Origin of the sequence: Streptomyces wuyuanensis (assembly GCF_900103455.1) — a bacterium.
In the GTDB taxonomy this organism is placed as follows: domain Bacteria; phylum Actinomycetota; class Actinomycetes; order Streptomycetales; family Streptomycetaceae; genus Streptomyces; species Streptomyces wuyuanensis.
The window spans coordinates 12,421-37,339 of record NZ_FNHI01000021.1 but is presented as its reverse complement, the minus strand read 5'-3'; the positions used below and the strand labels follow the sequence as shown (position 1 = coordinate 37,339).

The 24,919-nt window shown below is 69.4% G+C and carries 37 protein-coding genes; 36 read left to right on the top strand and 1 reads right to left on the bottom strand.

The genetic code is table 11. The features are described from left to right. Positions 1-37 precede the first annotated feature (37 nt). The 15 genes from BLT82_RS26825 to BLT82_RS26760 all read left to right on the top strand — a co-directional run bounded on the left by BLT82_RS26825 (position 38) and on the right by BLT82_RS26760 (position 8,707). Positions 38-343, top strand: coding sequence for a hypothetical protein (locus tag BLT82_RS26825; protein WP_093659329.1), 306 nt, complete (start codon positions 38-40; stop codon positions 341-343). Between the two features lie 35 nt (positions 344-378). Then, positions 379-681, top strand: a complete 303-nt coding sequence (locus tag BLT82_RS26820) for a hypothetical protein (RefSeq protein ID WP_093659327.1) — start codon at positions 379-381, stop codon at positions 679-681. Next, positions 678-977: a hypothetical protein gene (locus BLT82_RS26815; protein ID WP_093659325.1), complete on the top strand. Its 300-nt coding sequence runs from the start codon at positions 678-680 to the stop codon at positions 975-977. The genes BLT82_RS26820 and BLT82_RS26815 overlap by 4 nt, the downstream gene beginning before the upstream one ends. Before the next feature lie 127 nt (positions 978-1,104). Continuing rightward, entirely contained in the window at positions 1,105-1,635 is a 531-nt protein-coding gene (locus tag BLT82_RS26810) for a hypothetical protein (protein ID WP_093659323.1), read from the top strand. Positions 1,636-1,731: 96 nt separating this feature from the next. Beyond that, positions 1,732-2,490 carry a GntR family transcriptional regulator gene (locus BLT82_RS26805; protein ID WP_093659321.1) on the top strand — a complete coding sequence of 253 codons (759 nt, stop codon included), beginning with the start codon at positions 1,732-1,734 and terminating at the stop codon, positions 2,488-2,490. Positions 2,491-2,635: 145 nt separating this feature from the next. After that, a complete protein-coding gene (locus BLT82_RS26800) occupies positions 2,636-2,857 on the top strand; it encodes a MerR family transcriptional regulator (protein WP_143041544.1) in 222 nt (73 codons plus the stop codon). Next, positions 2,854-3,060 carry a hypothetical protein gene (locus tag BLT82_RS26795; protein ID WP_093659317.1) on the top strand — a complete coding sequence of 69 codons (207 nt, stop codon included), beginning with the start codon at positions 2,854-2,856 and terminating at the stop codon, positions 3,058-3,060. Before BLT82_RS26800 ends, BLT82_RS26795 begins: the two co-directional genes overlap by 4 nt. A gap of 219 nt (positions 3,061-3,279) precedes the next feature. After that, positions 3,280-3,453, top strand: coding sequence for a hypothetical protein (locus BLT82_RS37300; protein ID WP_167746096.1), 174 nt, complete (start codon positions 3,280-3,282; stop codon positions 3,451-3,453). Then, entirely contained in the window at positions 3,453-3,638 is a 186-nt protein-coding gene (locus BLT82_RS26790) for a hypothetical protein (protein WP_093659315.1), read from the top strand. The genes BLT82_RS37300 and BLT82_RS26790 overlap by 1 nt, the downstream gene beginning before the upstream one ends. 15 nt (positions 3,639-3,653) lie before the next feature. Then, positions 3,654-3,848, top strand: coding sequence for a hypothetical protein (locus BLT82_RS26785; RefSeq protein WP_093659313.1), 195 nt, complete (start codon positions 3,654-3,656; stop codon positions 3,846-3,848). A gap of 90 nt (positions 3,849-3,938) precedes the next feature. Further along, a complete protein-coding gene (locus tag BLT82_RS26780; protein ID WP_093659311.1) occupies positions 3,939-4,121 on the top strand; it encodes a hypothetical protein in 183 nt (60 codons plus the stop codon). A gap of 21 nt (positions 4,122-4,142) precedes the next feature. Continuing rightward, positions 4,143-5,486 (top strand): hypothetical protein, encoded by a 1,344-nt coding sequence (locus BLT82_RS26775; RefSeq protein ID WP_093659309.1) that lies wholly within the window; start codon positions 4,143-4,145, stop codon positions 5,484-5,486. Further along, positions 5,483-7,597 carry an FtsK/SpoIIIE domain-containing protein gene (locus BLT82_RS26770; RefSeq protein ID WP_093659307.1) on the top strand — a complete coding sequence of 705 codons (2,115 nt, stop codon included), beginning with the start codon at positions 5,483-5,485 and terminating at the stop codon, positions 7,595-7,597. The genes BLT82_RS26775 and BLT82_RS26770 overlap by 4 nt, the downstream gene beginning before the upstream one ends. 192 nt (positions 7,598-7,789) lie before the next feature. Further along, entirely contained in the window at positions 7,790-8,239 is a 450-nt protein-coding gene (locus tag BLT82_RS26765; RefSeq protein ID WP_093659305.1) for a hypothetical protein, read from the top strand. Positions 8,240-8,296: 57 nt separating this feature from the next. Beyond that, positions 8,297-8,707: a hypothetical protein gene (locus BLT82_RS26760; RefSeq protein WP_093659303.1), complete on the top strand. Its 411-nt coding sequence runs from the start codon at positions 8,297-8,299 to the stop codon at positions 8,705-8,707. A gap of 229 nt (positions 8,708-8,936) precedes the next feature. Here BLT82_RS26760 and BLT82_RS26755 read toward each other — a convergent pair whose 3' ends face one another. Further along, complete coding sequence (locus tag BLT82_RS26755) at positions 8,937-9,122, bottom strand: hypothetical protein (RefSeq protein WP_143041543.1); 186 nt, start codon at positions 9,120-9,122, stop codon at positions 8,937-8,939. Between the two features lie 177 nt (positions 9,123-9,299). Between BLT82_RS26755 and BLT82_RS26750 the strand changes: the two genes are divergently transcribed. The 21 genes from BLT82_RS26750 to BLT82_RS26650 all read left to right on the top strand — a co-directional run bounded on the left by BLT82_RS26750 (position 9,300) and on the right by BLT82_RS26650 (position 24,916). Continuing rightward, on the top strand, positions 9,300-9,527 hold the full coding sequence (locus BLT82_RS26750) for a MerR family transcriptional regulator (RefSeq protein WP_093659299.1): 228 nt from the start codon (positions 9,300-9,302) through the stop codon (positions 9,525-9,527). 103 nt (positions 9,528-9,630) lie between these two features. Beyond that, positions 9,631-9,837 (top strand): hypothetical protein, encoded by a 207-nt coding sequence (locus BLT82_RS26745; protein ID WP_143041542.1) that lies wholly within the window; start codon positions 9,631-9,633, stop codon positions 9,835-9,837. A gap of 104 nt (positions 9,838-9,941) precedes the next feature. Beyond that, positions 9,942-10,313, top strand: a complete 372-nt coding sequence (locus tag BLT82_RS26740; protein ID WP_093659295.1) for a hypothetical protein — start codon at positions 9,942-9,944, stop codon at positions 10,311-10,313. Between the two features lie 14 nt (positions 10,314-10,327). After that, complete coding sequence (locus BLT82_RS26735; RefSeq protein ID WP_093659293.1) at positions 10,328-10,618, top strand: HNH endonuclease; 291 nt, start codon at positions 10,328-10,330, stop codon at positions 10,616-10,618. 1 nt (position 10,619) lies between these two features. After that, positions 10,620-11,060, top strand: a complete 441-nt coding sequence (locus tag BLT82_RS26730; RefSeq protein ID WP_093659291.1) for a hypothetical protein — start codon at positions 10,620-10,622, stop codon at positions 11,058-11,060. Positions 11,061-11,418: 358 nt separating this feature from the next. Beyond that, positions 11,419-11,682, top strand: coding sequence for a hypothetical protein (locus tag BLT82_RS26725; protein ID WP_244529641.1), 264 nt, complete (start codon positions 11,419-11,421; stop codon positions 11,680-11,682). Further along, positions 11,642-13,153 (top strand): terminase, encoded by a 1,512-nt coding sequence (locus BLT82_RS26720; protein WP_093659289.1) that lies wholly within the window; start codon positions 11,642-11,644, stop codon positions 13,151-13,153. The genes BLT82_RS26725 and BLT82_RS26720 overlap by 41 nt, the downstream gene beginning before the upstream one ends. Continuing rightward, positions 13,135-13,332, top strand: a complete 198-nt coding sequence (locus BLT82_RS26715) for a hypothetical protein (protein WP_143041541.1) — start codon at positions 13,135-13,137, stop codon at positions 13,330-13,332. The genes BLT82_RS26720 and BLT82_RS26715 overlap by 19 nt, the downstream gene beginning before the upstream one ends. After that, positions 13,329-14,681: a phage portal protein gene (locus tag BLT82_RS26710; protein ID WP_093659285.1), complete on the top strand. Its 1,353-nt coding sequence runs from the start codon at positions 13,329-13,331 to the stop codon at positions 14,679-14,681. The genes BLT82_RS26715 and BLT82_RS26710 overlap by 4 nt, the downstream gene beginning before the upstream one ends. Beyond that, positions 14,681-15,679, top strand: a complete 999-nt coding sequence (locus BLT82_RS26705; RefSeq protein ID WP_093659283.1) for an HK97 family phage prohead protease — start codon at positions 14,681-14,683, stop codon at positions 15,677-15,679. The genes BLT82_RS26710 and BLT82_RS26705 overlap by 1 nt, the downstream gene beginning before the upstream one ends. Further along, positions 15,679-17,169 (top strand): phage major capsid protein, encoded by a 1,491-nt coding sequence (locus BLT82_RS26700; protein ID WP_093659281.1) that lies wholly within the window; start codon positions 15,679-15,681, stop codon positions 17,167-17,169. Before BLT82_RS26705 ends, BLT82_RS26700 begins: the two co-directional genes overlap by 1 nt. A gap of 67 nt (positions 17,170-17,236) precedes the next feature. Next, entirely contained in the window at positions 17,237-17,548 is a 312-nt protein-coding gene (locus tag BLT82_RS26695) for a hypothetical protein (protein WP_093659279.1), read from the top strand. Next, positions 17,545-17,955: a hypothetical protein gene (locus BLT82_RS26690; protein WP_208868045.1), complete on the top strand. Its 411-nt coding sequence runs from the start codon at positions 17,545-17,547 to the stop codon at positions 17,953-17,955. Before BLT82_RS26695 ends, BLT82_RS26690 begins: the two co-directional genes overlap by 4 nt. A gap of 2 nt (positions 17,956-17,957) precedes the next feature. Beyond that, complete coding sequence (locus tag BLT82_RS26685) at positions 17,958-18,605, top strand: hypothetical protein (RefSeq protein ID WP_093659277.1); 648 nt, start codon at positions 17,958-17,960, stop codon at positions 18,603-18,605. A gap of 1 nt (position 18,606) precedes the next feature. Continuing rightward, positions 18,607-19,425, top strand: a complete 819-nt coding sequence (locus BLT82_RS26680) for a head-tail connector protein (protein WP_093659275.1) — start codon at positions 18,607-18,609, stop codon at positions 19,423-19,425. Further along, positions 19,425-19,892: a hypothetical protein gene (locus BLT82_RS26675; protein WP_093659273.1), complete on the top strand. Its 468-nt coding sequence runs from the start codon at positions 19,425-19,427 to the stop codon at positions 19,890-19,892. The genes BLT82_RS26680 and BLT82_RS26675 overlap by 1 nt, the downstream gene beginning before the upstream one ends. Before the next feature lie 29 nt (positions 19,893-19,921). Next, entirely contained in the window at positions 19,922-20,140 is a 219-nt protein-coding gene (locus tag BLT82_RS26670) for a hypothetical protein (protein ID WP_093659271.1), read from the top strand. Beyond that, entirely contained in the window at positions 20,140-21,126 is a 987-nt protein-coding gene (locus BLT82_RS26665; RefSeq protein WP_093659269.1) for a phage tail tube protein, read from the top strand. The genes BLT82_RS26670 and BLT82_RS26665 overlap by 1 nt, the downstream gene beginning before the upstream one ends. A gap of 6 nt (positions 21,127-21,132) precedes the next feature. Next, entirely contained in the window at positions 21,133-21,654 is a 522-nt protein-coding gene (locus BLT82_RS26660; protein WP_093659267.1) for a hypothetical protein, read from the top strand. 9 nt (positions 21,655-21,663) lie between these two features. Then, complete coding sequence (locus BLT82_RS26655; RefSeq protein WP_093659265.1) at positions 21,664-22,206, top strand: hypothetical protein; 543 nt, start codon at positions 21,664-21,666, stop codon at positions 22,204-22,206. Positions 22,207-22,342: 136 nt separating this feature from the next. After that, positions 22,343-24,916 carry a coiled-coil domain-containing protein gene (locus BLT82_RS26650; protein ID WP_143041540.1) on the top strand — a complete coding sequence of 858 codons (2,574 nt, stop codon included), beginning with the start codon at positions 22,343-22,345 and terminating at the stop codon, positions 24,914-24,916. The last annotated feature ends 3 nt before the right edge of the window (positions 24,917-24,919 follow it).

The window sequence follows — 24,919 nt, the reverse complement described above, 5'->3', positions numbered from 1 at the left end:
CCCGCCAGTCCACCAACCCCGCCCGAAAGGAACCGAAATGAAGCACCTCGACGGAGTCACCATCAGCGAGATCGGCATCTACCCGGTCGGCCTCCTTGCCGATTGGCAGCACTTCGTCCACAACCCCGACCGCAAGGACGCCCGTCGCTCCCTGCGCGCCTCCCTCCGCCGCGAGTGGGACCGGATCAAGGCCCGCAACTGGCGCGCCGCGAAGAACTACTTCAACGGCTACCTCGCCGAACACCCCACCCTCGGCACCCGAGCGGGGCACGGGTGGACTCGCGGTCGGGCCTACCGGGACCTCGCCCGTCACCTTCGCAGCGACCCCAGGAACCCGGCCTGAACTTCCGCCCCCTGACACCCCCACTGGAGACCCCCGTGACTGACACCCCCGCCCCCGTCCCGTCCCCGGCCGGCGTCCGCGACCAGATCGCCGAGGCGCTGTGGCCCCTCACCGACTGGAACGGTGACCGACTCAACGCGGAAGCCGCCGCCGACGCTGTCCTGCGGGTGCCCGTCATCGCCGAAGCCCTCGGCACGGTGTCGCGGGTGCGCGCCGAGTGCGACCGCATCGAAGCCGCGGTCCGCGCCAACCCGAAGCACCCCGACTTCGACGGCGCCTACCTCGCCGCCATCGGACACATCCGCCGCGCCCTCAACCCGCTGAAGGAGACGACATGAACGTCACCCGCATCCGCACCCCTCGCGGCAGCCGCATTGAGCCTGCCCTTGAGCAAGGCTGGGACGAGTTCACGAAACTCACCTGGAAGGCCGCCGCCGTCGCTCACGACACCGGCATCCGCGTCGAGGCTCACCGCAGCCAGTACACCGCCGACGGCGTGATCATGTCCGGCTACTACGACCTCGCCATCGGCTCGAGCATCACCGGCCCCCGCTCCTTCAGCGCCGCCTGGGACTACCTCAACGGCGTCGCTACAGGCGCCGAGCAGGCTCGCCGCACCCAGCCGTCTGCCTGACCCCTGCCCCGCCCGCACCGCCCGAACGGAGAACGCCGTGTCTGTCGACGCCGCCCCGCAGTCCTGGCCTTGTGCTGTGTGCGACCGCCCCTCCCGGCCCCGCGTCCACCGAGGCTGCGAGGACCGCATGCGCGCCAACCTCGAAGCCCTGCCCGGCCTGTACCGGGAGCTGGCCACCGTCCTTCAGCCCGGCCGGCGAGGCAGCGACGGCAGGTCCGCCACCCGCACCGCCCCCATCCCCTGCAGCCTCGACGCCGTCGATCTCCGCGCCCGCGGCGGCATCGAAGGCGTCGTCGGCGGATGGGCCCGCGACCTGTGCGAACGGGAGCAGTGGTCGATCCCCGACTACACGTCGATCGTCGCCATCGTCGACTGGAGCTGCGGGATCCTCCTCCTCAACCTGACGATGATCTGCGACGAACATCCGGCAGTGCGGGAGATCGCCGACGAACTCCGGGCCGTCCGCGCCCAAGCCGAACGGCTCATCACTGGAGAGAAGCCGCCCATCCGCATCCCCGTCGGCTGCCGCGAGTGCGGCAACATCCTCAAGGTCACCCTCGACATGGACGGCATCCGCTGCCCCCGCTGCCAGCAGCAGTACGACCACGCCGACATGCTCAGCCTCACCCCCACCCGGCGAGCAGCAACCGCCGCATGATCAAGGCCCCGACCCGTGCGGGTCGGGGCCTCCGGCTTTCCCTGTCCGCATATGGAGCAGTTACCGTTGCTCTAGATATGTCTCTAGGGAGGTCATGTGGCACGTGAGCCGGGCGGCGGGTCGCCCAAGTACCAGCGGGTCGCAGACGACCTGCGCGCCAGAATCAAGGCCGGCGAGTTCCCGGAAGGGCGCCTGCCTGTCGAGCGGGACCTCGTCACCCAGTACGCGCCGATCTCTCAGGGCACCATCCGGCAAGCGTTGGCCAAGCTGCGCGACGAGGGTCTCGTCGAATCCCGCGTGGGCTCTGGCGTGTACGTGCGCAGCTGGCGGCCGATCGTCCGCAACGCCCTGCAGCGGCTCTCCGCAGAGCAGTGGGGCGGGGGGCGGTCCATGTGGGACATCGACATCGAGGACCGCGACCTCGAGGTCCGAGACGTTCAGATCGAGCAGCTCCCCGCCGAGCCCTCAGTCGCTCGGGCCCTCGACATCCCCGAGGGCGAACTCGTCTGGCGTCGCAACCGGAAGTACGTGGTCGACGGCGTGGCCGTGATGCGTTCGACCGAGTACATCCCCGACGACCTGGCCCGCGGCACCCGCATTACCCAGGTCGACACCGGACCGGGTGGCGTGTACGCGCGCCTCGCCGACGCCGGCCATGCGCCGGTCCGCTACCGCGAGGAGATCCAGTCGCGGCCTCCGTCGGCGGCCGAGGCTGCTGATCTTCAGGTGCGGGCGCCTGCTCCGGTGGCCGAGGTGGTGCGGTATGCCTTCGATTCGGCTGACCGGGTGTTGACGGTCAACCGAATGATTCTGGACGCGTCTCGGTACCTGCTGCAGTACGACTTCCCGGCCTGACCTGCGGATAGTTAGCCCCCGCCCATTATGGCGGGGGCTTCTTGCTGTCCGGATTCCGATCTGATCCCTGCGTACCGATTGATTGCACCGAAGCAATCTGTCACGCTCTACATGTCAGCCCCAGTCGACCGCAGGGGAGCACCCAGTGACGTCTTCTTCCGCCGCCCCCGTGAGCGGCTACATCACCCCCGGGGAAGCCGGTGCCCGCATCGGCGCCACCTCCAACTACATTCGCGAACTCATCCGCGCTGGCCACCTCGACGCCATCGACATCGGCAAGGGCACCCGCCCCCGCTTCCGCGTCACCGCCGCATCCGTCGACCAGTTCCTCGCCGACCGGGCCGTCCCGAAGCAGGCCGGGTCATGACCGCCGAGCTGGCGCGCCTGACCGCCGCTCAGGCCAAGGCCGACGAGATCATCCGCACGGTCGGCGAGTCCCCGGACGGGCCCCTGCTGCTGAGGGTGTCCGTCACCGACACGGCCACCAGGCAGCGCCTCGCGACCGGGTTCGTCAACTACACCACCGACCAGCCGGCCGCCCCGCTGCGGCTCGTGGAGGTGACGTCATGACCGACTCCGAGCGCAAGGCCCTCTCGGACAAGGTCCGCGAAGCGAACCGCCGCAGCACCACCCGGCCCCGCTAGGGCCACCCAGACCACTGGCCCGGGGCACCTGTCCGGCTCCCCCGCCCGCCCCGGGCCAGTGCACGACCGCCGCGTCGGCGGGTGACACCCCCAGCCCCGCCGACGCGGCACGCCACCCCCAGGACCAGCCACCCAAGGAGAACCCATGTCTCAGCAGACCCGCATCGCCTACCTGAACGAGTACCGGGCCGCCCGCGCCAAGGGCGACTACGACCGCGCCATCTCCATCGTGTTCGACGCCATGGAGCACGACGAGGCCAACCCCGACGAGCCGCTGATGCCCGAGATCCGCGGCCTCCACCAGCCCGCCGCCGCCTGATGGGCCGCCCCGTCCTGGACATGCACTTCCACTGTCCCGACTGCCACCCCCAGCTCGTACCGGGATCCACCCCGGCGATCTGCGGCCGCACCATCCCGGCCCCCGTCGTCGGAAACGGTGCCGTCCGCAAGTGCCCCGACTGCAAGAGCGCCATCCGCACCCACAAGAAGACCCACACCCGCTGACCCGAGGAGAAACCGATGGGCCTGTTCAGCCGCAAGCCGGAGCCGAAGGGCTACCAGCCCACCAACGCCGAGATCGACGAAGCCGGGAAGCAGCTCGCGAACGGCAGTCACCACGCCGCCTGGGACCTCACCCTCCACTCCGGCGACTACTCGCAGCAGACCGCCATGCGGATCCTCGGCGCCACCGTCGACCACACCCCGCAGGACTGACCGCTGTCCGCGGCTCCCGTCCCGCGCGGGAGCCAAGGAGAACGCGCCAGACACCCGACCGTCCCGACCACCCCGAGGGGTTGACCACCCGTGAAGAACCTCTTCCTCATCCTCGCCGCCCTGGCCGTGCTGCTGCTCTTCCCGAGCATCGGCACCGACCTGATCGTGCCCGTCCTCAACTGGGCGGTCGGCCAGCCGGCACTCGTCGGCTTCGGACTCGGCCTCGCCGCCATGCCCCACCTCCGCAAGACCCGCCCCGCCAAGACCGCCTAACCCAGGAAGGAACCGATCACCGTGAGCAGCGACTACCGCTCCTGGAAGGAGCGCGAGGCGGCAGCCGAAAAGACTCGCGCCGAAGCCGCGCGAATCCAGGCCGACGCCGCTGCCGCAGCGCAGGTCGTTGAAGCCGGCGCCGCACGCACCGCGACTGAGCAGATGGCCGAGCAGGTCAAGCAGGCCAAGCTCGCCAAGCAGCTCAAGGCCGTCCAGGAGGACGCCACCGACGAAGAGCAGCAGCGCAAGCAGCAGCGCCGCGAGCAGGCCGCCGACAACGGCAGCCACTTCAAGGCGCTCGTCAACGTCGTCATGGTCCTCGGCCTCCTCGCCGCCCTGCCCGCCCAGCTGTCGTACTTCCTCAAGCTCCACAAGAAGGGCGAGCAGGACCCCGGCTACGCGTGGCTGATGCTCCCGGTCCCGTTCTTCCTCGAGCTCCTCGCCTGGGTTGGCGTCCTCGGCACCCAGTGGGCGCACCGCAAGGGCCTGCCCCGCTGGCCGTTCTGGATCCTCACCGCGTCGCTCGCCTCGGTGGCCGGCTACATCAACCTGACTCACGGCACCGAGGAGTACGGCATCGTCGCCGGTGTCGCGCTGGCCGCCACGTCGATCATCGGCCCGGTCCTCGCTGAGGTGCGCCAGTTCCTGGAGACGAAGGCCGCGGCCGATCCTCGGAGTCTGCAGCAGCGTGCCGCCGACAAGGTCACCGCCAAGGTGAAGGCCGAGGCCGAGAAGGCTGCGGCCCGGACCGCGGCGGCTGAGGATTCCGAGCGGCAGAAGCTGTTCCCAGAGGAGTTCGCCGAGTACCGGCGGATCATGGTCGCCCATCCGACCGGAGCCATCGACCGGGACACCGCCTGGGAGCAGGCGTGGCACAACCTCCACCTCCTGCCGCTCAGCGTCACCGCCGGGACGCTCGCAGCCCGCGAGGCCGCCCGCGCCGGCATCGAGTCCGTCCTCAGCAACGCCGGACGCACACCCGAGTCGATAGCGGTCGACCTCCTCCTCGCCGAGATGTTCGGCCCCGACCGCGGGGACGGAGGACCCGCCGGGGGCGCCTCTGGCGGCAGCCCCAGCGGTGGTACGGGGGGAGGGTCAGGCGCCGCCTCTGCGGGCGGCTCCAAGACGGCTACAGCCCTTGGGCGTAAAGGGAAGCAGGCTTCCGGCCGCACCGCCCCGAAGGCACCCGAGAAGCCCCTCGACCCGGCCGACATCGACAAGGTCCGCAAGCTCGCCGAAGCACTCGGCGGCACCGACCGGCTCTCCGCCCGGAACGTGCGCGAGGTCATCGGCGGCGGCTCCAACGAGTACGCCGTCCGCCTCCGCAACCGCGTCAAGACCGAGACCCGCGAGGAGCAGAAGTGAGCGTCGAGACCACCCCGAGCAGCATGCCCGACCCCGAGTGGGAGCGCCTTGTCGGCAGCTTCTTCTCCGGGCCGGGAGCCGCCCCCGAGGCCGCGCCGGTCGTGAAGCAGACCGCGGGCGCCGACCCGATGGGCGACACCCCCCTCACCCCGGCTTGGACCAAGACCCGGGCCGGGTGGAAGGCCCGCGCCCACGTCGGCCGCGTCAACAGCGCCCGAGGCTTCCGCAGGTGGCTGCGACGCCAGGCCACCGAGCACGGCCACGCCGCGCAGACGTGGCGCGGTATCGCCCGCACCGCCCTCTGGGTGCAGGGCGTCGAGGGCGTACAGGTCCTCGCGTCCCGGCACGAAGTTCAGCAGGCGCAGCGCGACTACAAGTCCGCCAAGTGGGCCCACGACAAGCGGCTCATCCCGGGCACGGAGAAGGACAAGCGCCGCAAGGACATGGAGGCGGCGTTCGCCGAGTCGTCCAAGGCCCTCGCCGGCTACAAGAAGGCCCGCGCCGAGGCCCGGACCAAGCGGGCCCTCCGTGGCGCCGCCGCCCTGGCTCCGGTCGCCGCCGTCGAAGGCGCAGGCATACACCTCCTCGGCGCCCCGGGCGGGCTCATGGCCACGGGCGCGACGCTCGCCGCGCTCGCTCTCCTCGGACGCCGTACCACCGCCGGAGAGCTCTACACCGACCGCGACGCGAAGATCGGCGACGGGGACCGCATGACCGACGACATGGTCAACCGCGTCTACCGGTCGGCGAAGGTCATCGGCACGGACGACGTCGTCAAGCTCCTGTCGCCGTGCACCCTCACCGCCGACGGGGCCGCCTGGGAGGTGCGGCTGGAGCTGCCCGACGGGATCCCCGCCTCCAAGGCCCTCGGCGCCACGCCGCAGCTCGCGAACGGATTCGGCGTCAGCGTCCAGCAGGTCTCCCAGACCAAGGGGGAGCGCGAGGACTGGCTCACCCTGCGCGTCACCCTCAAGGTCCCCTTCACCGGCAAGCCCCACAAGGGGCCGCTCCTCGCAGCTGAGAAGGTCAACCTTTGGGCGCCCGTACCCATGGCCGTCTCCGAACGCGGCGACGTCATGGCCGTGGACTGGTTCGAGAAGACCGCCCTCTTCGGTGGCGAGCCGGGAGCCGGCAAGTCCGCCGCAGCGAACAACCCGCTGCTCGCCGCGAGCCTGGACGTGACCGCCGACTTCTACCTGGCAGACGGCAAGGGCGGCTTCGACCTGACCCCCTTCGAGCCGATCGCCCAGATGATCGACACCGACGGCGACCCCAAGAAGCTCCTCGCGATCCTCACGCACGTGTGGGAGGTCGTGCTGCCCGAGCTGAAGCAGACCGTGAAGGACCACAGCGTCCGCAAGTTCTCGGAGTCGCTGGCCGCGAAGGACAAGCGCGTCCGGTTCACGATCCTGTACATCGACGAGTGGGCGTCGTACATGGCCGCCGCCAGCCCCGAGCAGCAGAAGGAACTGGAGCGGCTCCTGCGGCTGATCACTCAGCAGGGCCGGGCCTACGCGGTCATCGTCATCGCAGCCACGCAGAAGCCCGACTCGAACGCCGTACCAACCGGCATCCGCGACATCCTGTCCACCCGCTGGGCCGGACGGTGCATGACCCCCGAGGCGTCCGACACGATCCTCGGCAAGGGCCGTGCGACCGCCGGCTACAACGCGCAGCGGATCCTCAAGTCCCAGCGCGGCGTCGGCTACCTGCAGACCGGCGAGACGTCGGAGCCCGTGCTGACGCAGTCGTACTTCTACACCGACGACGAGGTCGAGACGATCCTGCGCCGGGCCTACGAGCTGCGGCAGCGGGCGGGCGTCCTTCCGGCGGCTGCCGAGCCGGACATCCTCGACCACCTGCTCAAGGCTGCGGCCTCGACGGGTCGGGGCAACGTGACCCGCGCGGAGGTGTTCGCCCACCTCGCCACCGTTGACGGCGAGTTCGTCCAAGGCGCCGACGAGAGCGACGTGCGGTACGCGTCCCGGGCCGGGTCGGCGCTCAAGGACCGGCTCGCCGTGCTGGGTGTGGACGTGCCGGCGGTGCAGTTCCCGCTCGACGGCAAGCGTGTCTGGGGCTGGACCGTGGAAGCCCTCCAGCGGGCCCGATAGGACCCTGTTTGCCCCTGTGTGCCCCTGTGTGTTTGTGCGGGTTTGGCCCTGTGTGGGCACTGTGCGGCACGGCCCCAGGCCAGTGCACGTCGCACAGTCCCACCGGGCCCCCGCACAGGGGCTGCACAGACCGCCACCTGCACTTTCACCGCCCTGCACAGCCCCCGCACACCCCACCGACCGGAGGATCCGATGACCACCACCCCCGCTCACCGCCAGCAGGCCGACCACCTCATCGCCGCCGTCAACGACGCCCTGGCCGCCCCCACGTCGTACCGGGACGACACGCCGCTCCCGCGCTACGGCACCGCCCCGCCCGTACCCCAGCCCGGCCGGCCACCCATGTCCCAGAAGGCCACCGACGCCAGCGCACTCATGCTCACCGGCAGCGTCCTCACCCTCGCCACCGGAGGAGCCGCCAGCGCCGTCCTCTGGGCCTCCGGCCACGCCGACCCGACCGTCATCGGCCTGATCGCCGCCGCCCCCCTCGCTATCGCCGCCCCCATCTGGGCCCTCGCCCGCCTCGTCAAAGTCAGCCCCAAGACCACCACCGAGCACCACCACCACTACACCGGCCCCGTCCGACAGCAGACCGTCAACAGCCACAGCCGGTGGCTCGGCAAGACCACCAACAACCTGTAAACCCCGCGACCCCCAGTCCTAGACTGGCCCGGCCGCCACGGAAGGACACAGCCACCTATGCGCCCCGCACGCTTCACCGACCTCATCACCGACCTCGCCAAGAACACCCCCGGCTGCACCCGAGTACAGACACTCGCCGAGGTCGGCGACACCAAACACCCCCGCGGCCTGGCCATCACCACCAGCGTCGGCGAAACCCGCTGGCAATTCATGGGCCAACTCCCCGACGGGGCCAAGCACGACGGCTTCACCGACCAGCCCGTCACCGGCACACCCGCCCCAGCCGGGCCCGCCCCACAAGCCACAGACGCCCCCGAAGCATGGCTGGCCGCCCTCGTCTCCCACGCCGAGTCACCCGAAGTCGCGGCCGTCGAACGCTGGTCCACCCGGCACGGCGCGAGGAAAGGACACGTCGGCGTCACCATCAAATTCCACGACGGCTCCAGGGTGTTCGCCCGCAAGCTGTAAGACTCCCGCCCACTACGGGGCGGGTGGCACCACCTCTATCAGCACCACCCCGACCAGGAGGTACCTGATATGTGCACCAACCGCTTCGACCCCGCGTTATGTGAAGGCAACTGCCCCGTCTGCGGCGCAGGCGTAGGAGCCGAGAAGGGCCAACCCGTCGCCATGCACCAGAAGGGCGGCACAGGCACCGAGACCTGCCCCGGCAGCGGCACACCAGCCGTCTGACCCGCTACGCCCCGCGGCCCTGGCCCTCTCCGGCCGGGGCCGTCGGTGTTGCGCGGGCCATCCACCGGTTCGTGCCGAACGAGCGTGTCGGTGCCAGCGTCGGCGTCATCCCGTAGTCGCGGCACAGACGATCGAGCTCGGCCTCGCACTCCTCGCGGCTGTCGTGCTGCACCGTCACCACAAGACCCATGCGGGCAGTCTGGCGGAGCGACCCAGCCGTCCGCCGGGAAACGACGGTCACGCATCCCTAGGGCAACGTAGGTTGACAAGCCGACCTGCACCGAAGCATTCTGGGATCACTCTGCTTCACGTGTCGCCAGGGCCACCCCCACCGGGTGGCCCTTCGTCGTTCCCGGAGGTGCCCCGCATGCCTCCAGCACTCGTCAACGCCGCAGACGCCGCCTACTGGGCCGGCCGGTCGGTCGGAACCATCTGGCGCTGGGCGTCCGAAGGCCGCATCAGCAGGTACGGCAGCGGCAAGTCCGTGCGCTACAACGTCCGCGAGATCCCCAAGGCGATCCGCGACGAAGAGACCAGAGCACTGATCGAGCCCGGCGAGACGCCGCCCCTCCCTGAGGGAGCCCGCGCCGCCTGAGCCGGGGCCCGTGCCCCGACGTCCCGCTGCCCACCCCCCATCCCACGCCGGGCAGCGGGACAACCCACCACCACCGTCATCAGCGCTACCACCAGGAGTTCCCGTGCCCGTACCAGCACGCACCCAGATGCACGACTTCAAGGCCCGCATCGAAGACGTCGGAACAACAGTCCTGACCAAGAGCATCGCCGCGGCCTACTTCATCGAAGAGGGCATCTTCACGATCTTCAAGGACGGGCAGCATCAGGCCGTGTACGCGGTGCAGTCCCGACTCCTCCTCCGTGGAACGCGTCGACCTCACGGTCAGTAGCTGACGGCCCGAACGCAGCATCACGGAACGGTCATTCCGCTTCCCGCCGCCCCAGTCCCGGCGCATGATGACCCCCTCTCACTACCGCTAGTCCTGGGGGGACCATGCGACGCACCACCACAGCCGCACTCACAGCCGTCCTGTTCGCCCTCAGCGGCTGCAGCAGCAGCGGCAGCGATGCCGAACCCGGGCCCACGGTCACCGCCACGGCGACCGTCACCGAGCCCCCGGCACTATCCGAGGCTGAACAGACCCAGCTGTGCGTGGACGCTGTTGCCGACGTGATCAGCTCCCGGCCCGCCGGCTTCGACCCCGAGACAGGCGAAGATCCGAAGCCCGCGGAGTGCAATCACCTGTCGGAGAGCGACTACCTCGACGCGTACATGGAAGGGCTCTTCAAGTCCAACGAGGCAGCCCTCGAGGAGCGGCAGCGCCAACGCGACGAGGCGGAGCTCCGGGACCAGCAGGACCAGTAGGAGGGGAGGCGCCTGTGGCCGGCAACCCGCGCAACGGGCGCCCGTACCGCCGGCTCTGCGACCAGCAGCGAGCCATGCGCTACCCGTGCTGGATCTGCGGTGGAGCCATCGACTACAGCCTCACAGGCGAAGCGGCGCAGCGAGCACCCCTGTCGTTCACCCTCGACCACCTCGTCCCACTCTCCCGCGGCGGCGACCTCCTCGACCCGGCCAACGCCCGCAGCGCGCACCGCCGCTGCAACGGGCGACGCGGGAACCGAGCCACCCCCATTCGCTCGCTGGAGCGTGCGTCACGGAGGTGGTGACGTGCTGTACGTCATCACCGGCCCGCCCGCCGCTGGCAAGTCCAGCTGGATCCAGGCCAGAGCCAAGCCGACGGACGTCGTCATCGACCTCGACCGCATCACCCTCGCGCTGTCGGGGCCAGGTGCCCCTAACTGGAACCAGGATGAGATCCTCCGCAAGGTCGCGCTCCGCGCGCGGTTCGCGGCTCTCGATGAGGCCATCAAGCACCGCGACCGCACCGACGTGTACCTCATCCACACCATGCCCAGCCCCAAGGCCCTCGCCCGCTACCGCCGGCTTGAGGCCAAGGTCGTCGCTGTCGACCCAGGCCGGGACATCGTCATGCAGCGCGTGCGGGACATGAGGCACGAGGGCATGATCGCCGTCGCCACCCGCTGGTACAACCGGCAAGCCAAGGCCAAGGTGCAGCCGGTCGGACGCCAAGCATCCCGAGCCTGGTGATTGCAGCAGCACACTGGCAACTCCCGCTCCCATCGGTCCATACGCCTGCCGGGTCGCGGGGTAGCGCGTGCCGCAGCCGCAGCCGACGACCACCCGGTCGAGCGGCAGCGCACCCACCGGGACCGGACGGGATGCCGTATCGGTCGCGAACCCTCCTTCAGATCGGCGCGCATCGCAGCAGGTCAGGCGGTGTCAACCCCCTAGGGAGGGGGGCCTTGGGTCGTCGTGGCGCTCATATGAGCGGGCGACCCAAAAGCCCCTGTCGCTCGGCTTTGCGCGTGGCTTGATCCGAAGACGTGATCATGGCGTTGTCAACCCCTTTGGCCAACTTTGCGGGATTTGCTGAGGTGAATCGTCAGTGAAGGGTGAGAACGCGAACGCAGAGGCGACGAGCCGTCAGATCCGGATGCTCGGTGCCGACAAGACCCACCCCGGCCTCTCTGAGCTGGCACTTTCCCTCGCGCGCGCGGCCGACGAAGCTGACGCCCCGACAGCTCTCGCCGCCGTCGCGGCCCAGCTTCGCGCCGTCATGAAGGACCTTTGCAGTTTGGCAACTTCGGTCGAGGAGGGGGACGCTCTCGATGACCTCGCTTCTCGCCGAGCGAAGCGCCGCGGCGCCTGACGGCCCCCCTAAGGGCGCCCAGCGGCCCAGGCTGTCCACGGTGCCGCCGTTCGTCTCCAGCTCGGGCCAGGAGGCCGTAGAGCTCGCGGCAGTCGCCGGCCTGCAGCTCGACCCCTGGCAGCAGTACGCACTGCACGTGGGTCTGGGCGAGAACGCCGACGGCTCATGGTCCGCCTTCGAGACCTGTGTCAACGTGCCTCGCCAGAACGGCAAGGGCGGGATCATCGAAGCCCGCGAGCTGGCCGGCCTGTTCCTGCTGGGGGAGCGCCTGATCCTCCACTCGGCGCACGAGTTCAAGACCTCCATCGAGGCGTTCCGCCGGATCGAGCAGCTCATCATGAACTGCGACCAGCTCCGCAAGCGCGTGGCCCGGGTGCGCCGCACGACGGGCGAGGAGTCCATCGAGCTGCTCACTGGCCAGCGGCTGCGCTTCCTGGCCCGCTCCAGCGGCTCCGGGCGTGGCTTCACCGGCAACCTGAACGTGCTGGACGAGGCGATGATCCTGAGCGACGACGCTATGGGTGCACTGATGCCGACGATGGCCGCGGTGAAGGACCCGCAGGTCTGGTATCTGGGCAGTGCGGGCATCGGGGCGCCGTCAATGCAGCTGGGCCGGCTCCGGCAGCGTGCCCTGTCGGCTGTCGAGTCGGGTGTGCCGGATCCGTCGCTGGCCTATCTGGAGTGGTCGATCAACCCGCATGTGACGGAATGCCGCCTGGGCTGCAGCGAGCACGATGACCCCACGTCTCCTGAGGCTGTTGCGCGGGCAAACCCCGCCCTGGGGTTCCGGCTGTCGCTGGAGCACACCGAACGCGAGCGGCTGACGATGGGCGAGGCCATCTTCGCCAGGGAGCGGCTCGGGGTGGGCGAGTACCCGTCGGAGACCGAGGACACCTGGCAGGTGATCGGAGAGGACGCGTGGCGGGCTCTCGCGGACGCTGAGAGCGGCGCGTCGGATCCGGTGGCGTTCTCCATCGACATGACGCCGGAGCGGTCGCATACGTCGATCTGTGTTGCCGGGATGAATGGCGCCGCTGTCCACGTGGAGGTCGTTGACAACCGGCCGGGGGTGGACTGGGTGGTTGAGCGGGCCCGCGACTTGCATGAACGCTGGTCGCCTCGCTGTTGGGTGGTTGACGGCGGCGGTCCGGCTGGCTCTCTGATCCCGGACCTGGAGCGGGCGCTGGGCGTGGAGGTGGTCTCGCCGCGGGTCCGGCAGGTTGCGCAGGCGTGCGGTTCGTTCTACGACGCGGTCGCGTCCGGTGATGTCGTTCACCTTGACCAGGCGCCGCTGGCTACGGCCCTGGCGGGCGCGAGGAAGCGCGACTTGGGTGAGGCGTGGGCGTGGGCCCGGCGTGGCGTGGGCGTGGACATCAGTCCGCTGGTCGGGGTGACGCTGGCTCGATGGGGGCTTACGGCCGAGGTCGAGGAGCCCGAGGAGGAGGTCGAGCCGTGGGTCGCCTTCGGATGAGCCGTGTCGCCCTGTCGCGCCTCGGCGTACTGGTCGGCGGCTGGACGGCCGCCGCCGGCGCGGGGATGGCTTTGGGCCTGGCTGCCGGTCTGGTCGCGGGCGGGCTGGGCTTTGCGGCCTGGTGCCTGTTCCTGACCGATGTGGACCCTGCTGAGGGCGGGAAGGAGGGACGCCCGTGACGAGCTTGTGGCGGGCGACGCGCGGGCGTCCCTCCGAACATCGCGACATCAGCACGATCGAGGACTACGCGCTCGCGCTGCAGGAGTCGCTGGGCTACTCGGGCTACTCGCCGCTGGCGGTGCAGCAGTCGATGCCGGGACAGGTCGCGGAGAAGGCGCCTTCGGATCTGCCGGGCTATGCGATGAAGTTCGCGACGAACCCGGTGATCTGGGCGTGCATGGTGGCCCGGCAGTCGGTGTTCTCGGCGACCCGGTTCCAGTGGCAGCGCTTGAACCAGGGCCGGCCGTCGGAGATGTTCGGCAGCACGGATCTGCGGCTGCTGGAGGAGCCGTGGACGGGCGGCACGACGCAGGATCTCCTGGCCCGGGTCATTCAGGACGCGGACCTCGCCGGCAACTCCTACTGGACGGTGGTGGAGGATGAGCTTGTCAGGCTGCGCCCGGACTGGGTGTACATCGTCCTCGAGCCCCGCGAGTTCCGTGGCGGGACGCTGGGGTGGAAGAAGCTCGGCTACGTGTACCAGGAGCCGAGCGGGGAGCCTGTGCCGCTGCTCGTGGATGAGGTGGCGCACTTCGCGCCGGTGCCGGATCCGCTGGCTTCGTACCGGGGCATGTCGTGGCTGACGCCGGTGATTCGGGAGACCATCAACGACGACCTCATGTCCAGCCACAAGCGGCGGTTCATGGAGAACGCCGCCACGCCGAACCTGGTGGTGCGGCTGGCGCGCGAGGTGTCACCGGAGGCGTTCGAGAAGTTCAAGGCGAAGATGGACGCCACGCACAAGGGTGCCGCGAACGCGTACAAGACGATGTACCTGGGCGGCGGCGCCGATGTGAGTGTGGTCGGCAAGGACTTCCAGCAGCTGGACTTCTCGAAGGTTCAGGGAGCCGGTGAGACCCGCATCGCTGCTGCCGCCGGGGTGCCGCCGATCATCGTCGGCCTGTCCGAGGGGCTGCAGGCCGCCACCTACTCGAACTACGGGCAGGCGCGTAGGCGCTTCGCTGACGGCACGATTCACCCGTTGTGGCAGAACGTCGCCGGGTCCTTCCAGCGTCTCGTGACGCCGCCGGGTGGCGGTGGCTCGGGGGCGGTGCGGCTCTGGTACGACGCCCGGGACGTGCCGTTCCTGCGCGAGGACAAGAAGGACGCCACCGAGATCCAGGGCATTCAGTCCCGAACGATCCGGACCCTGCTCGATGCGGGCTACACGGCTGAGTCTGTGGTGCCCGCGGTCCTCTCGGAGGACTGGGGCCTGCTGGCGCATTCGGGTCTGTTCAGTGTCCAACTCCAAGAGCCAGGCGGTACCGGGCCGCCGACTGAGCCCACACCACCTGAGGAGGGGACCTGATGGGCACCCTGCATCCTACGGCGCGAGACCTGGAGCGGTCCGCGCCGTTCTCATTCCTGCGGGCCGACGACGACGGGGAGGGTGACGGCCGGACCCTCAACGGCTACGCCGCAGTGTTCGGCCAGGACACGGAGATCGACTCGTGGGAGGGCCGGTTCACGGAGACGATCCGCAAGGGCGCCTTCCGGAAGACGATCAGGGAACAGACCCCGGTCATGCAATTCGACCACGGCCGGCACCCGCTCATCGGCAGCCTGCCGATCGGGTCGATCGTCGACCTGCGCGAGGACGACCAGGGCCTCTATGTCGAGGGCCGCATCACCGACAACTGGCTGATGCAGCCGGTCCGGGACGCGATCGCCGAGGGCTCGGTGAACGGCATGTCGTTCCGGTTCGAGGTCGTTCGTGAGGAGTGGCGCGACGCGGCGGGCAAGGTCGTCAAGCCGGAGGAGGTTCTCGACCTGCTGTGGATGCCAGGCGACCGGGGCCCGCTGCGACGTGAGCTCATCGAGCTGAAGTGTCGCGAGCTCGGACCGGTCGTGTTCCCGGCCTACGCCGGGACGGCGGTCAGCGTCCGCAGTCGGGGACTGGCCGCCGAGCTGATCCGTAGCGACGACATGGCCCGTCAGATCCGCCAGTCCCTCGCAAGGGACGCGGCGGCCCCGCAGGTACCTGAGGACCCGGAGTTGCGCCGCGAGGTCGCGACCGCGCTCCTGTTTAGCCGTGAGGACGCGCCGCCCGCACAGGGGCACCCGTCCACCTCGGCCCCGATCCGCATTGAAGCCGCGGAACCTGCCGCACCTGAGACCAGCACCACCGATGGCGCGCCGCTCGAGCGAGAGCACCCGCCAGCCCCCAGCACGACCGAGGCGCCGCCCTCCGATGGGCACCCCTCCACACCCGTGAACCCCAGCCAGGCCCGGCTCAGGAGCGACATCCGCGAGATCGCGGCGCTCATGAAGACCCGCTTGGCGCCCATCGAAGAGGACAAGGACTGATGGAGCTTTCCCACTCCCAGGCGGTGATCCGCCTCAAGGACATCCAGGCCGAGCTTGAGCGTCTCGGCGAGAAGGACGACCTCACCTCCGAGGACGAGCAGAGCTTCGACGAGCTCACCCGCGAGTTCGCCGACGTCGACGACCACCGCCGGCAGCTCGAGCGCAAGGCCGCTCTGGAGCGTGTGCGGTCGGCGACCAAGACCACGGAGCGGCGCCCGGCCGCGACGAGGATCGAGGGCGGCACGCCGACCTCCTCGCGCGACGGCTACGACCTGGACCCGGTGCTCCACCCCGACTCGGTCGAGGACCAGCGGTTCCGTAACCCGTGGGACCTGTCCGAGGTTCGCACCTTCGGCCAGTCGAAGGGACAGGTCGCGCGCGAGCTGCGGTCCCGCGCCCTGTCCGCGATCGAGAGGATGCCCGGCGCCGACGACGCCGTCCGTGAGGCGTCCACCAACATCGTCGCCCGCTGGGACGACGGCGACTCGCGGATCGCGAAGCTGTGCCTCGCCACCTCCAGCCCCGAGTACATGCGCGCCTGGTCCAAGTGCGCGGCCGGCAAGGGCCACATGCTGTCCCCGGACGAGCAGCGGGCCCTCGAGCGGGCCATGAGCCTGACGGACAGCGCGGGCGGCTACCTGGTGCCGTTCCAGCTGGACCCGACGGTCATCATCACGTCGAACGGTTCGCGGAACCAGATCCGTGAGGCGGCTCGCACGGTCGTCGCGACCGGCGACGTGTGGAACGGCGTCTCCTCCGGCGCCGTGTCGTGGTCGTGGGACGCGGAGGGTGCCGAGGTCTCCGACGACTCCACCACGTTCGCCCAGCCGACCGTGCCGGTTCACAAGGCGGCCGGCTTCGTGCCGATCTCGATCGAGGCGCTGGAGGACGAGGCCAACGTCACCCAGGAGGTCGCGCGCCTGCTGGCGTTCGGTAAGGACACCCTCGAGGCGGCGGCGTTCGCCACGGGCTCCGGTTCCGGACAGCCCACCGGTCTCGTCACTGCCCTCGCAGGCGGTTCGTCGGAGGTGGCGCCGACCACGGCGGAGACGTTCGCCGCGGCGGACATCTACAAGATGGACCAGGCGCTGCCTGCCCGCTACAGGGGGAACGCGTCGTGGGTCGCGAACCGCGCGATCTACAACCTGGTTCGGCAGATGGACACCAGCGGCGGCGCGCAGATGTGGGAGCGCATCGGCGCGGATGTTCCGGCGATGCTGCTGGGTCGTCCGGCGCTGGAGGCGGAGGACATGGACGGGGCGTTCGACGCCACGGCCACGGCGAACAACTACATCCTCGCCTACGGTGATCTGTCGAACTACGTGATCGCTGACAGGGTCGGAATGACCGTTGAGTTCATTCCGCACCTGTTCGCCACCGGCAACAACCGACCGTCCGGTTCGCGCGGTTGGTACGCGTATTACCGGGTTGGGGCAGATGTCGTTAATGACTCTGCTCTGCGTCTTCTCAACATCGCCACCGCGGCCTGATCCCACGTAGCGGCGTAGCAGGGACCGAGGCTTCCTCGGCCCCTGCGCGCGGCGGAAAGGAAGCGCAATGGCGATCAAGCGATGCAGGGCGGCGTTCGCCGTGTCAGTGAACGGTGTGCCGCGCATGGTCACGGTGGGGCAATTGGTGGACGCCTCCGACCCGGTCATCAAGGGCCGTGAGGCCCTGTTCGAGGACGTCGACACCTACGTGTCGGAGCGGGCGCCCAAGGTGGAGCAGGCGACTGCCGACCCAGGCGAGAAGCGTTCCGTGGGTCGCCCGGCAGCCAAGAAGACCGCGACTCCGGTCAAGAAGGCGGCGGCCAAGCCCGAGGTGAAGCACGAGCCGAAGGACGACAGCAGCAAGGAGGGGACGCCGTGAGGCGCTCGGTCTACAACATGCTGGTCGCGAAGCCGACGATCGCCCCGGCGCTGATCGCGTCGACCACGTCCGGCGCGGCGGTCGACCGCCTCGTCGACGGCGATGCGGCGAGGTCGGCGATGATCCTGATTCACGCCGGGACGGTGACGGACGGCACCCACACCATCGAGGTGCAGGACTCGCCGAACGGCTCGGACTGGACGGCGGTCGCGGCCGAGTTCCTGCAGGGCTCGGAGCCTGCGATCACGTCGTCGAATGATGCGCAGGTGCACGAGATCGGTTATACGGGCCACCAGCGGTATCTGAGGGTGGTGTCGACGGTGTCCGGGTCGCCCGCGACGGGTGGCGTGTACGGCGCGACGGTGCTTCTGGGGTACGGCCGGAAGATGCCTCCGTCGAGGGCCTGACCGTGCCCGGGTTCGGGATGCTGCAGGACGGGTTCGATGACGGTGTCGTGGATCCTGTCCTGTGGTCTCAGTCGTATGGGGATCCGGTGGAGTCCGGCGGTAGGGCGCGCATTCCCTGTACGTCCGGCTTCGCCGGGTACCGGTCGGCTTCGGTGTACTCCCTGTCGTGGTCGCAGGTGGCGCTCCGTGCGTATCCGCCTGCGGCCAACGGCGCATCCACGGCGGCGCTGTCGCTGCTGGTGCTGTCCGACGTGGGTGGCCAGGACGCCGGGTTCATCGTGGACCGGGCCCAGAATGCCATGGGCCTGTATCTGCGGCAGGGCTACGCCGACGGGGCCGCCCTGTTCCCCGCCTACGATCCGGTGGCTCACGCGTGGCTGCGGCTGCGTGAGGACGCCGGGTCGCTGTTCTGGGAGTCCTCGCCGGACGGAGCAGCGTGGACGGTGCTGCGTACCGCGGCGTCCCCGGCATGGACAGCCCAGTCGAACCTGTCGTTCCTGATGGAGTCGCACCGCGACGCCGGAACCAGCAACTTTGCCGAGGCCGACAGCTTGAACATCGCCCGGCCCGGCGGGTTGACGGTGTCGAGCCGGGACGCTGCCGGGCCGAGGCCGTATGCCCGCACCGGATCCACGTTGATCGGAGGGTGAGATGCCGTTCGATCTCGGGGCGGTGGTGCCGCTCGGCACCCAGGTGAAGGACTCCGGCGGGACTCTGGCGAACGCCGGGGCGATGGCGCTGACTATCACCCTGCCGGATGGCACAACGAGCAGCGTCTCGCCCGTGACGCCGGCGTCCACCGGCGTCTACACCTACGACTATTCGACGACCCAGGCTGGGCGGCACACGGTTCGCTGGGTGGCGACGGGGGTCAACGCCGGGGCGTACACGGACAGCTTCGATGTGCGCGAGGCGGCGCCTCCGGGGATCCTGTCTCTGGCCGACGCGAAGCGGCACCTGAACCTCACCACGACGACGGACGATGATGAGGTGCGCGGCTGGATCGAGGCAGTGACCGCGGGCATTGAGGGGCTTTGCGGGCCTGTCGTGGTGCGGTCGGTCACTGAGCAGCATGACGTCCGCTATACGCGCCTGCTGGCCTTGCGGCAGACGCCAGTGCTGGCGTTGACCTCGGTGGAGCCGGTGCTCACCGGGGGGACGTCGTACACCGTCGGGGACCTGGACGTCGACACGGTCACTGGGATCGTGCGGCGCCTGAACGGCAGCTCGTTCCTCGGGCCGCTGGAGGTCACGTACACCGCCGGGCGGCGTATCGTCCCGGCCGCCATGACGGCCGCGGCGCGGATCATCCTGCAGCACCTGTGGCGTACTCAGCAGGGGCCTGGCCGGCCGCAGCTCGGCACTGGCGACTTCGACGTGTCGGAGCCGATCGCGGGTTGGGGTTATGCGGTGCCGAACCGGGCGCTGCAGCTGCTGGAACCGCACCGGCTGCCGCCGGGGGTGGGCTGATGGCGACCTCCGCTATTCCGGGCGCGATCGATGCGCTGCTCACGGTCCTGCGCGCGGCTCCGGACCTGGCTGACGTGCAGGTGCTGGACGGTCCGCCGGTCGGCGACCAGTCTGCGCAGGACTACGTTGCGGTCGGCTATCAGGAGGGCGCCGAAGAGTCCGTCCAGATGGCGCAGGACTTCAACGCTGCGGGCGCCCGTACTCGGGATGAGGACTTCGACATCCTCTGCTGGATCGACACATGGACGGGCGACTCGGATGTGTCGGCCCGCCGGACGCGGGCCTTCGAGTTGCTCGCCGTGGTCGAGGACGCCATTCGTGCGAGTGGCGTCAGCCCGACGGCGCCGACGCTGAACGGCGCGGTCCTGTGGGCGCACCTGACCAACGCGTCGCTGCGCCAGGCCAACACCACTGACGGCGTCCGGGCAGTCATCGCATTCAGCGTCTCCTGCCGCGCCCGTATCTGACCATCACCCTTTTCGTGAGGAGTTCTGCCATGGCGCGTGTGCGCTTCATCGGCCCGGAGCCGGTCACCGTGCCGGAGCTGGGTGGTCGGGCTGTGCAGCCCGACGAGGTCGTCGAGGTACCGGACGCCCGGTTCGACGGCTACGTCTGCCAGCCGCAGACATGGGAGTCGGTCGAGGAGCCGGGGGCTTCCCGGTCGGCGAAGAAGACGGCGGCGGCGAAGCCCGCGTCGAAGGGGAGTGACGACTGATGGCGATCGGATCCGGGCTCGGCGCCCAGCTCGGTATCGCGGCGGAGTCGACGTATGGCACGTTCGTTGCGCCGACGAAGTTCATCGAGTTCACCAAGGAGAGCCTCGTCTTGAAGAAGACGACGGCTCAGTCTGCGGGCATTGCCGCGGGTCGGCTGCTGCCGTTGTCGTCGCGTCGTGTCGTGACGCAGGAGGAGGTGTCGGGGTCGATCGACCTCGAGGTCACCAACAAGTCCATGGGGCTGCTGCTGCAGGCGCTCATGGGCACGTCGGTGACGCCGGTGCAGCAGGAGACGACGACCGCGTACCTGCAGACGCACACCCTGGCGGACTCGTTCGGCAAGTTCCTTACGATCCAGAAGGGCGTGCCGCTCACCACGGGAACGGTGACGGACAAGAGCTTCGTGGGCTGCAAGGTCGTCGCGGCCGAGTTCTCGTGCGACATCGCCGGCATGCTGATGGCGACGTTCGAGATCGACGGCAAGGACTGCTCCGAGTCGGAGACTCTGGCCACGGCCAGCTACTCCAACATGTCGCCGTTCCACTTCGGGCAGATGGCGGTGAAGGCGGGCACCTACAGCTCGGAGACGGCGCTGGACGGTATCCGGAAGGTGTCGGTGAAGTTCGAGCGCCCGCAGGCGACGGATCGGTTCTATGCCGGGCAGTCGGGGCTGAAGAAGGAGCCGATCGCGAACGACCAGGTGAAGATCACCGGGTCGATCGAGATGGACTATGTCGCGACCACGCTGGACGACCTGCACACGTCGGACGCTGCAACGAGTCTCGTGTGGGAGTTCGTCGGCCCGCAGATCGAGACGACGTACAACGAGACCTTCCGCATCGTGCTGCCCGCGATCCGCATCGACGAGGCCCCGCCGACCGTGGAGGGCTTCGACGTCGTCAAGCCGACGATCAACTTCACGGGCTTGTTCGACGGGACGAACCAGCCGCGTATCGAGTACGTCAGCACCGACACCGCGCTCTGATCTGCCATGGCGCGCACTGTTCAGGTCGTCGGGACGGGGCAGCTCCTCGAGATGTCCCGTCGCCTGAAGGTGGCGGGCGGCTCCCGGCTCAAGGCGAACTTCGCCCGCCGTATCCGCCGGGCTGCGGAGCCGCTCAAGGCGGACATGCAGCAGACCATCCGCACCCTGCCGATCCGCTCTGAGCCTCGTAAGGCCGGGAAGCGGGGCGGTCCATCGCCGACGTCTCGGCCGCTACGGGACACGGTCGCCCGCGCTGTCAGTCTCTCGATCCGGACCGGCGGCAATCCGGGAGCCCGCCTGTACGCCGACAAGGGGAAGCTGCCGCCGGACTTGAAGAACATGCCGTGGGTCATGAACAGCGCGAACGGCCGCATTCGGCACCCGACGTTCGGCAACAAGGGCCGCGGAGGATGGGCGAACCAGTGGACCACCCCGCTGTGGTGGGACAAGACCGTCGCCAAGCACCAGCCCCGCATACGGTCCGAGGTCGCTCGGGTCCTCGCTGACGTCCGCAACTCCCTGAGCTAGGAGACGCCCGTGTTCATCGTGTACGGCCCGAAGGGCGGGGAGCCCGAGCACTTCGACGCCCGGACGATGCGTGTGTCTGAGACGTCGATCGCCCAGCGCACCATCGACCGCAAGTGGGACGACATCGCACAGGGCGTGAGGGACGAAGACCTCGAGTGCCTGCGCGTCGTGGCCTGGATCATCAAGAAGCGCAGCGTACCGACGCTTCGGTTCGGCGACTTCGACCCGCTGATCGACGAGCTGTACATGCGCCTCGACAAGGACGAGGTCGTCCACTGGATCGAGGGCGCCATGGCCATCGCCGCAGCATCGTCCGACTCCTCGGCCGACGACATCCGCGCCGCACTGTCCGGCCTCCCGGACGCGGCCCTCGACCGTGAGCACGCCGAGCGGATGATCGAGGAAATGCTCGCCGACCCAAAAGACGAGCCCGACCCCCAGCCGAACGGCGAGAACGGCGACGAGACCCAGACATCGACGTCGTCCGAGCCCAGTACCTCTTCCTCTTCGGCAGCGTCCTCGGATACCGAGCCGCAGATGTCGACGACCTGACCGTCGGGGACTTCGACGTCCTCGTCGACGCGCTGGACCGCCACCTCGCCGAAGCGCGAGCCGCAGCATCCGGGGGTGAGTGATGGCGAGCAGCCGCCTGACGTTCATCCTGGACGGACGCGACCGACTGTCCGACGTGCTGAACCGGGCGGGCGACTCGGCCATCCGGTTGCAGCGCCGACTGGGCGAGGTCGACGACAAGGGCTCCAAGGCCATGGAGCAGCTGCGGGGCTCGGTGCTGTCCCTCGCCCCGGCCGCTATTCCCGCCGCGGCGGCGATGGCGCCTCTCGCCGCTGCAACGGCGGCGGCGGGTGTCGCGGTCGGCGTGTACGCGGCGGCGCTGGGCCCTCAGGTCAAGGCGATGGGCGAGGCGGCCGAGGCGGAGAAGAAGTACACCGACGCCGTAGAGGAGAGTGGCGCCCGGTCGGCTGATGCTGTTGAGGCGCAGATGGAGTACACGCGGCAGATGATGAAGCTGCCGCCCGCGACCCGCACCGCGGCTGCCGCCATGTCCGTCCTGAAGGACGAGTACAAGGACTGGAGCGACAGCCTCGCGCAGGACACGATGGCCCCGTTCACCAAGGGCCTGGCGGTGGCGGGGAACCTGCTGCCGAAGCTGACGCCGCTGGTGAAGGGCACGAGCGCCGAGCTGGACCGGATGGTGACGCTCCTGGCCGGCGGCATGGAGTCGCCTGGCTTCGATCGGCTGGTGGAGAAGTTCTCGGACTTCTCCCGCGGTTCCCTGGCCCGCGTCAACTCTGGCATCGTCCGCCTGATCGAGAACCTCGACGCCGGCAAGGTCTCGGGTGGCGTGGACGCGTTCATGGACTACGCCCGCGCGAACGGGCCGCTGGTCGCCGACACGCTGAAGAACATCGGCGAATCGCTGACGAACCTGCTCATTGCTGGCGCGGATGTCGGCGTCGGGATGCTCGAGGTCGTCAATGCCCTGACTCAGCTGGCGGCGGCTGTGCCGTCCGGGCTGGTGACGACGCTGCTGCAGGTCGCGATCGCGTTCAAGCTGATCAAGCTCGGGGGCGCGGCGTTCGCCGCCGTGGGTACGGCCGCTGCCGCTGCGGCGGGGAACGTAGCGACGTTCGTCCGCTCGGCCCGCTTCGGCGGTGTCAGCACGGCGGTGGCCGGGCTGACGCAGCGGTTCACCGCCCTGCAGAAGGCCGGCGCCGCGCTGGCCGTCCTCGGTATCGCGGCGATGGCCGTGGACGAACTGGCGAAGAAGGCGCGCGGCGCGCCACCAGACGTCGACCGGCTCGGCACGGCGCTGAAGAACCTGGCCGAGACGGGCAAGTTCGGCGGGGAGCTGGCTAAGACGTTCGGCAGCATGGAAGGGCTCGGCGCGAAGTTCCGGCAGCTGCGGATCGAGTCCGAGGGGCTGAAGGCTGCGGAGCCGTGGCTGGCTCTTGCCCCGATGGGCAAGGCGGCCGATCTGCTCGCCCCGAAGCTCAACGATCTCACCCGCGGGGCCAAGTCGTTCGGTGCGGTGAAGGAGGACTTCGCTGGGGTCGACCAGGCTCTGGCTGCGCTGGTGAACTCCGGCTACGCCGATCAGGCCGCTGAGAACATGGCCTCGTTCACGGAGGCACTGAAGGCCAACGGTGCCACCGCCAGCGAGATCGCTGCCTTGTTCCCGGCCTACCGGGATGCGGTGGCCGCAGCGAAGATCGAGCAGGAGATCGCGGCCCGCGCGATGGGCGCGTTCGGTGACCAGGCCGTCGCCACGCAGGGGAAGCTGAAGGCGCTGCAGCAGGGTGTCGCCGGGCTCCAGCAGTCGGTGCATGCTCTCAACCAGACGGTGCTCCAGTCCCGCGGTGACGTGCGTGCGATGGAGGCCGCGATCGACGCGGCGAACGCTGCGCTCAAGGAGAACGGCAAAACCCTCAACGAGAACACCGAGAAGGGCCGCGCGAACAACGCCGCCCTCGACGCCATCGCTGCCACGACGATGAAGGCGGTCGAGGCCAAGTACATCGAGACGGGCAGCTGGGAACAGGCCATGAAGGTCTACCAGCGCGGCCGTGGAGAGCTGGAGAAGTCGGCCCGCGGTATGGGGCTGACGCGGGCGCAGGCCAAGGCTCTGGCGGATCAGATCCTCCGCACGCCGGACAAGACGGCCCGACTCAAGGCCAACTCGGACGACCTGAAGGCCAAACTGAAGGACGCGCAGGAGCGTCTCCGTAAGGCGCCGCTCGACAAGCAGGGCAAGATCCGGGCGGAGATTCAGCAGTTGCGGGACGCGGTCGCCGAGGCGAACCGGCGGCTCAACAGCATCAACGGGAAGATCGCCACGACCACGATCACGACGGTTCTGCGGACGGTGGAGGAGAAGGTCCAGAAGCAGTTGTGGCGGTCCCGCGGTGGTCTCGTTCGCGGGCCGGGTACGGAGACGTCCGACAGCATCCCCACCCGCCTGTCCGACAACGAGTTCGTCGTCAACGCCCGGCAAACCAAGCGGCACCTGCCGCTACTGCGGGCTATCAACGCCGGCCAGTTCAGTCCCGCTATGGCGGCTGTGCCCGCGCCGAGGGCTTCGGCGATGACTGGGGGCGGCGGGGGGCGGACGGTCATCATTCACGCCCCGGTCACGATTGCCGGTCCGATCGACGCGATGGCCGCGGGCCGTGAGGTTGAGCGGGTGCTGACTGCGTTCAAGCGGAACAACGGCGGCGGCCCGCTGAACTTCGAGAGGGGGTAGGGG

Coding starts and splice junctions, on each gene's coding strand:
- BLT82_RS26660 (WP_093659267.1), top strand. CDS start 21,133: ATGGCGCGCACTGTTCAGGTCGTCGGGACGGGGCAGCTCCTCGAGATG.
- BLT82_RS26755 (WP_143041543.1), bottom strand. CDS start 9,122: ATGGGTCTTGTGGTGACGGTGCAGCACGACAGCCGCGAGGAGTGCGAG.
- BLT82_RS26825 (WP_093659329.1), top strand. CDS start 38: ATGAAGCACCTCGACGGAGTCACCATCAGCGAGATCGGCATCTACCCG.
- BLT82_RS26665 (WP_093659269.1), top strand. CDS start 20,140: ATGGCGATCGGATCCGGGCTCGGCGCCCAGCTCGGTATCGCGGCGGAG.
- BLT82_RS26700 (WP_093659281.1), top strand. CDS start 15,679: ATGGAGCTTTCCCACTCCCAGGCGGTGATCCGCCTCAAGGACATCCAG.
- BLT82_RS26790 (WP_093659315.1), top strand. CDS start 3,453: ATGGGCCGCCCCGTCCTGGACATGCACTTCCACTGTCCCGACTGCCAC.
- BLT82_RS26795 (WP_093659317.1), top strand. CDS start 2,854: ATGACCGCCGAGCTGGCGCGCCTGACCGCCGCTCAGGCCAAGGCCGAC.
- BLT82_RS26815 (WP_093659325.1), top strand. CDS start 678: ATGAACGTCACCCGCATCCGCACCCCTCGCGGCAGCCGCATTGAGCCT.
- BLT82_RS26720 (WP_093659289.1), top strand. CDS start 11,642: ATGACCTCGCTTCTCGCCGAGCGAAGCGCCGCGGCGCCTGACGGCCCC.
- BLT82_RS37300 (WP_167746096.1), top strand. CDS start 3,280: ATGTCTCAGCAGACCCGCATCGCCTACCTGAACGAGTACCGGGCCGCC.
- BLT82_RS26670 (WP_093659271.1), top strand. CDS start 19,922: ATGGCGCGTGTGCGCTTCATCGGCCCGGAGCCGGTCACCGTGCCGGAG.
- BLT82_RS26810 (WP_093659323.1), top strand. CDS start 1,105: ATGCGCGCCAACCTCGAAGCCCTGCCCGGCCTGTACCGGGAGCTGGCC.
- BLT82_RS26705 (WP_093659283.1), top strand. CDS start 14,681: ATGGGCACCCTGCATCCTACGGCGCGAGACCTGGAGCGGTCCGCGCCG.
- BLT82_RS26750 (WP_093659299.1), top strand. CDS start 9,300: ATGCCTCCAGCACTCGTCAACGCCGCAGACGCCGCCTACTGGGCCGGC.
- BLT82_RS26675 (WP_093659273.1), top strand. CDS start 19,425: ATGGCGACCTCCGCTATTCCGGGCGCGATCGATGCGCTGCTCACGGTC.
- BLT82_RS26760 (WP_093659303.1), top strand. CDS start 8,297: ATGCGCCCCGCACGCTTCACCGACCTCATCACCGACCTCGCCAAGAAC.
- BLT82_RS26765 (WP_093659305.1), top strand. CDS start 7,790: ATGACCACCACCCCCGCTCACCGCCAGCAGGCCGACCACCTCATCGCC.
- BLT82_RS26695 (WP_093659279.1), top strand. CDS start 17,237: ATGGCGATCAAGCGATGCAGGGCGGCGTTCGCCGTGTCAGTGAACGGT.
- BLT82_RS26785 (WP_093659313.1), top strand. CDS start 3,654: ATGGGCCTGTTCAGCCGCAAGCCGGAGCCGAAGGGCTACCAGCCCACC.
- BLT82_RS26740 (WP_093659295.1), top strand. CDS start 9,942: ATGCGACGCACCACCACAGCCGCACTCACAGCCGTCCTGTTCGCCCTC.
- BLT82_RS26680 (WP_093659275.1), top strand. CDS start 18,607: ATGCCGTTCGATCTCGGGGCGGTGGTGCCGCTCGGCACCCAGGTGAAG.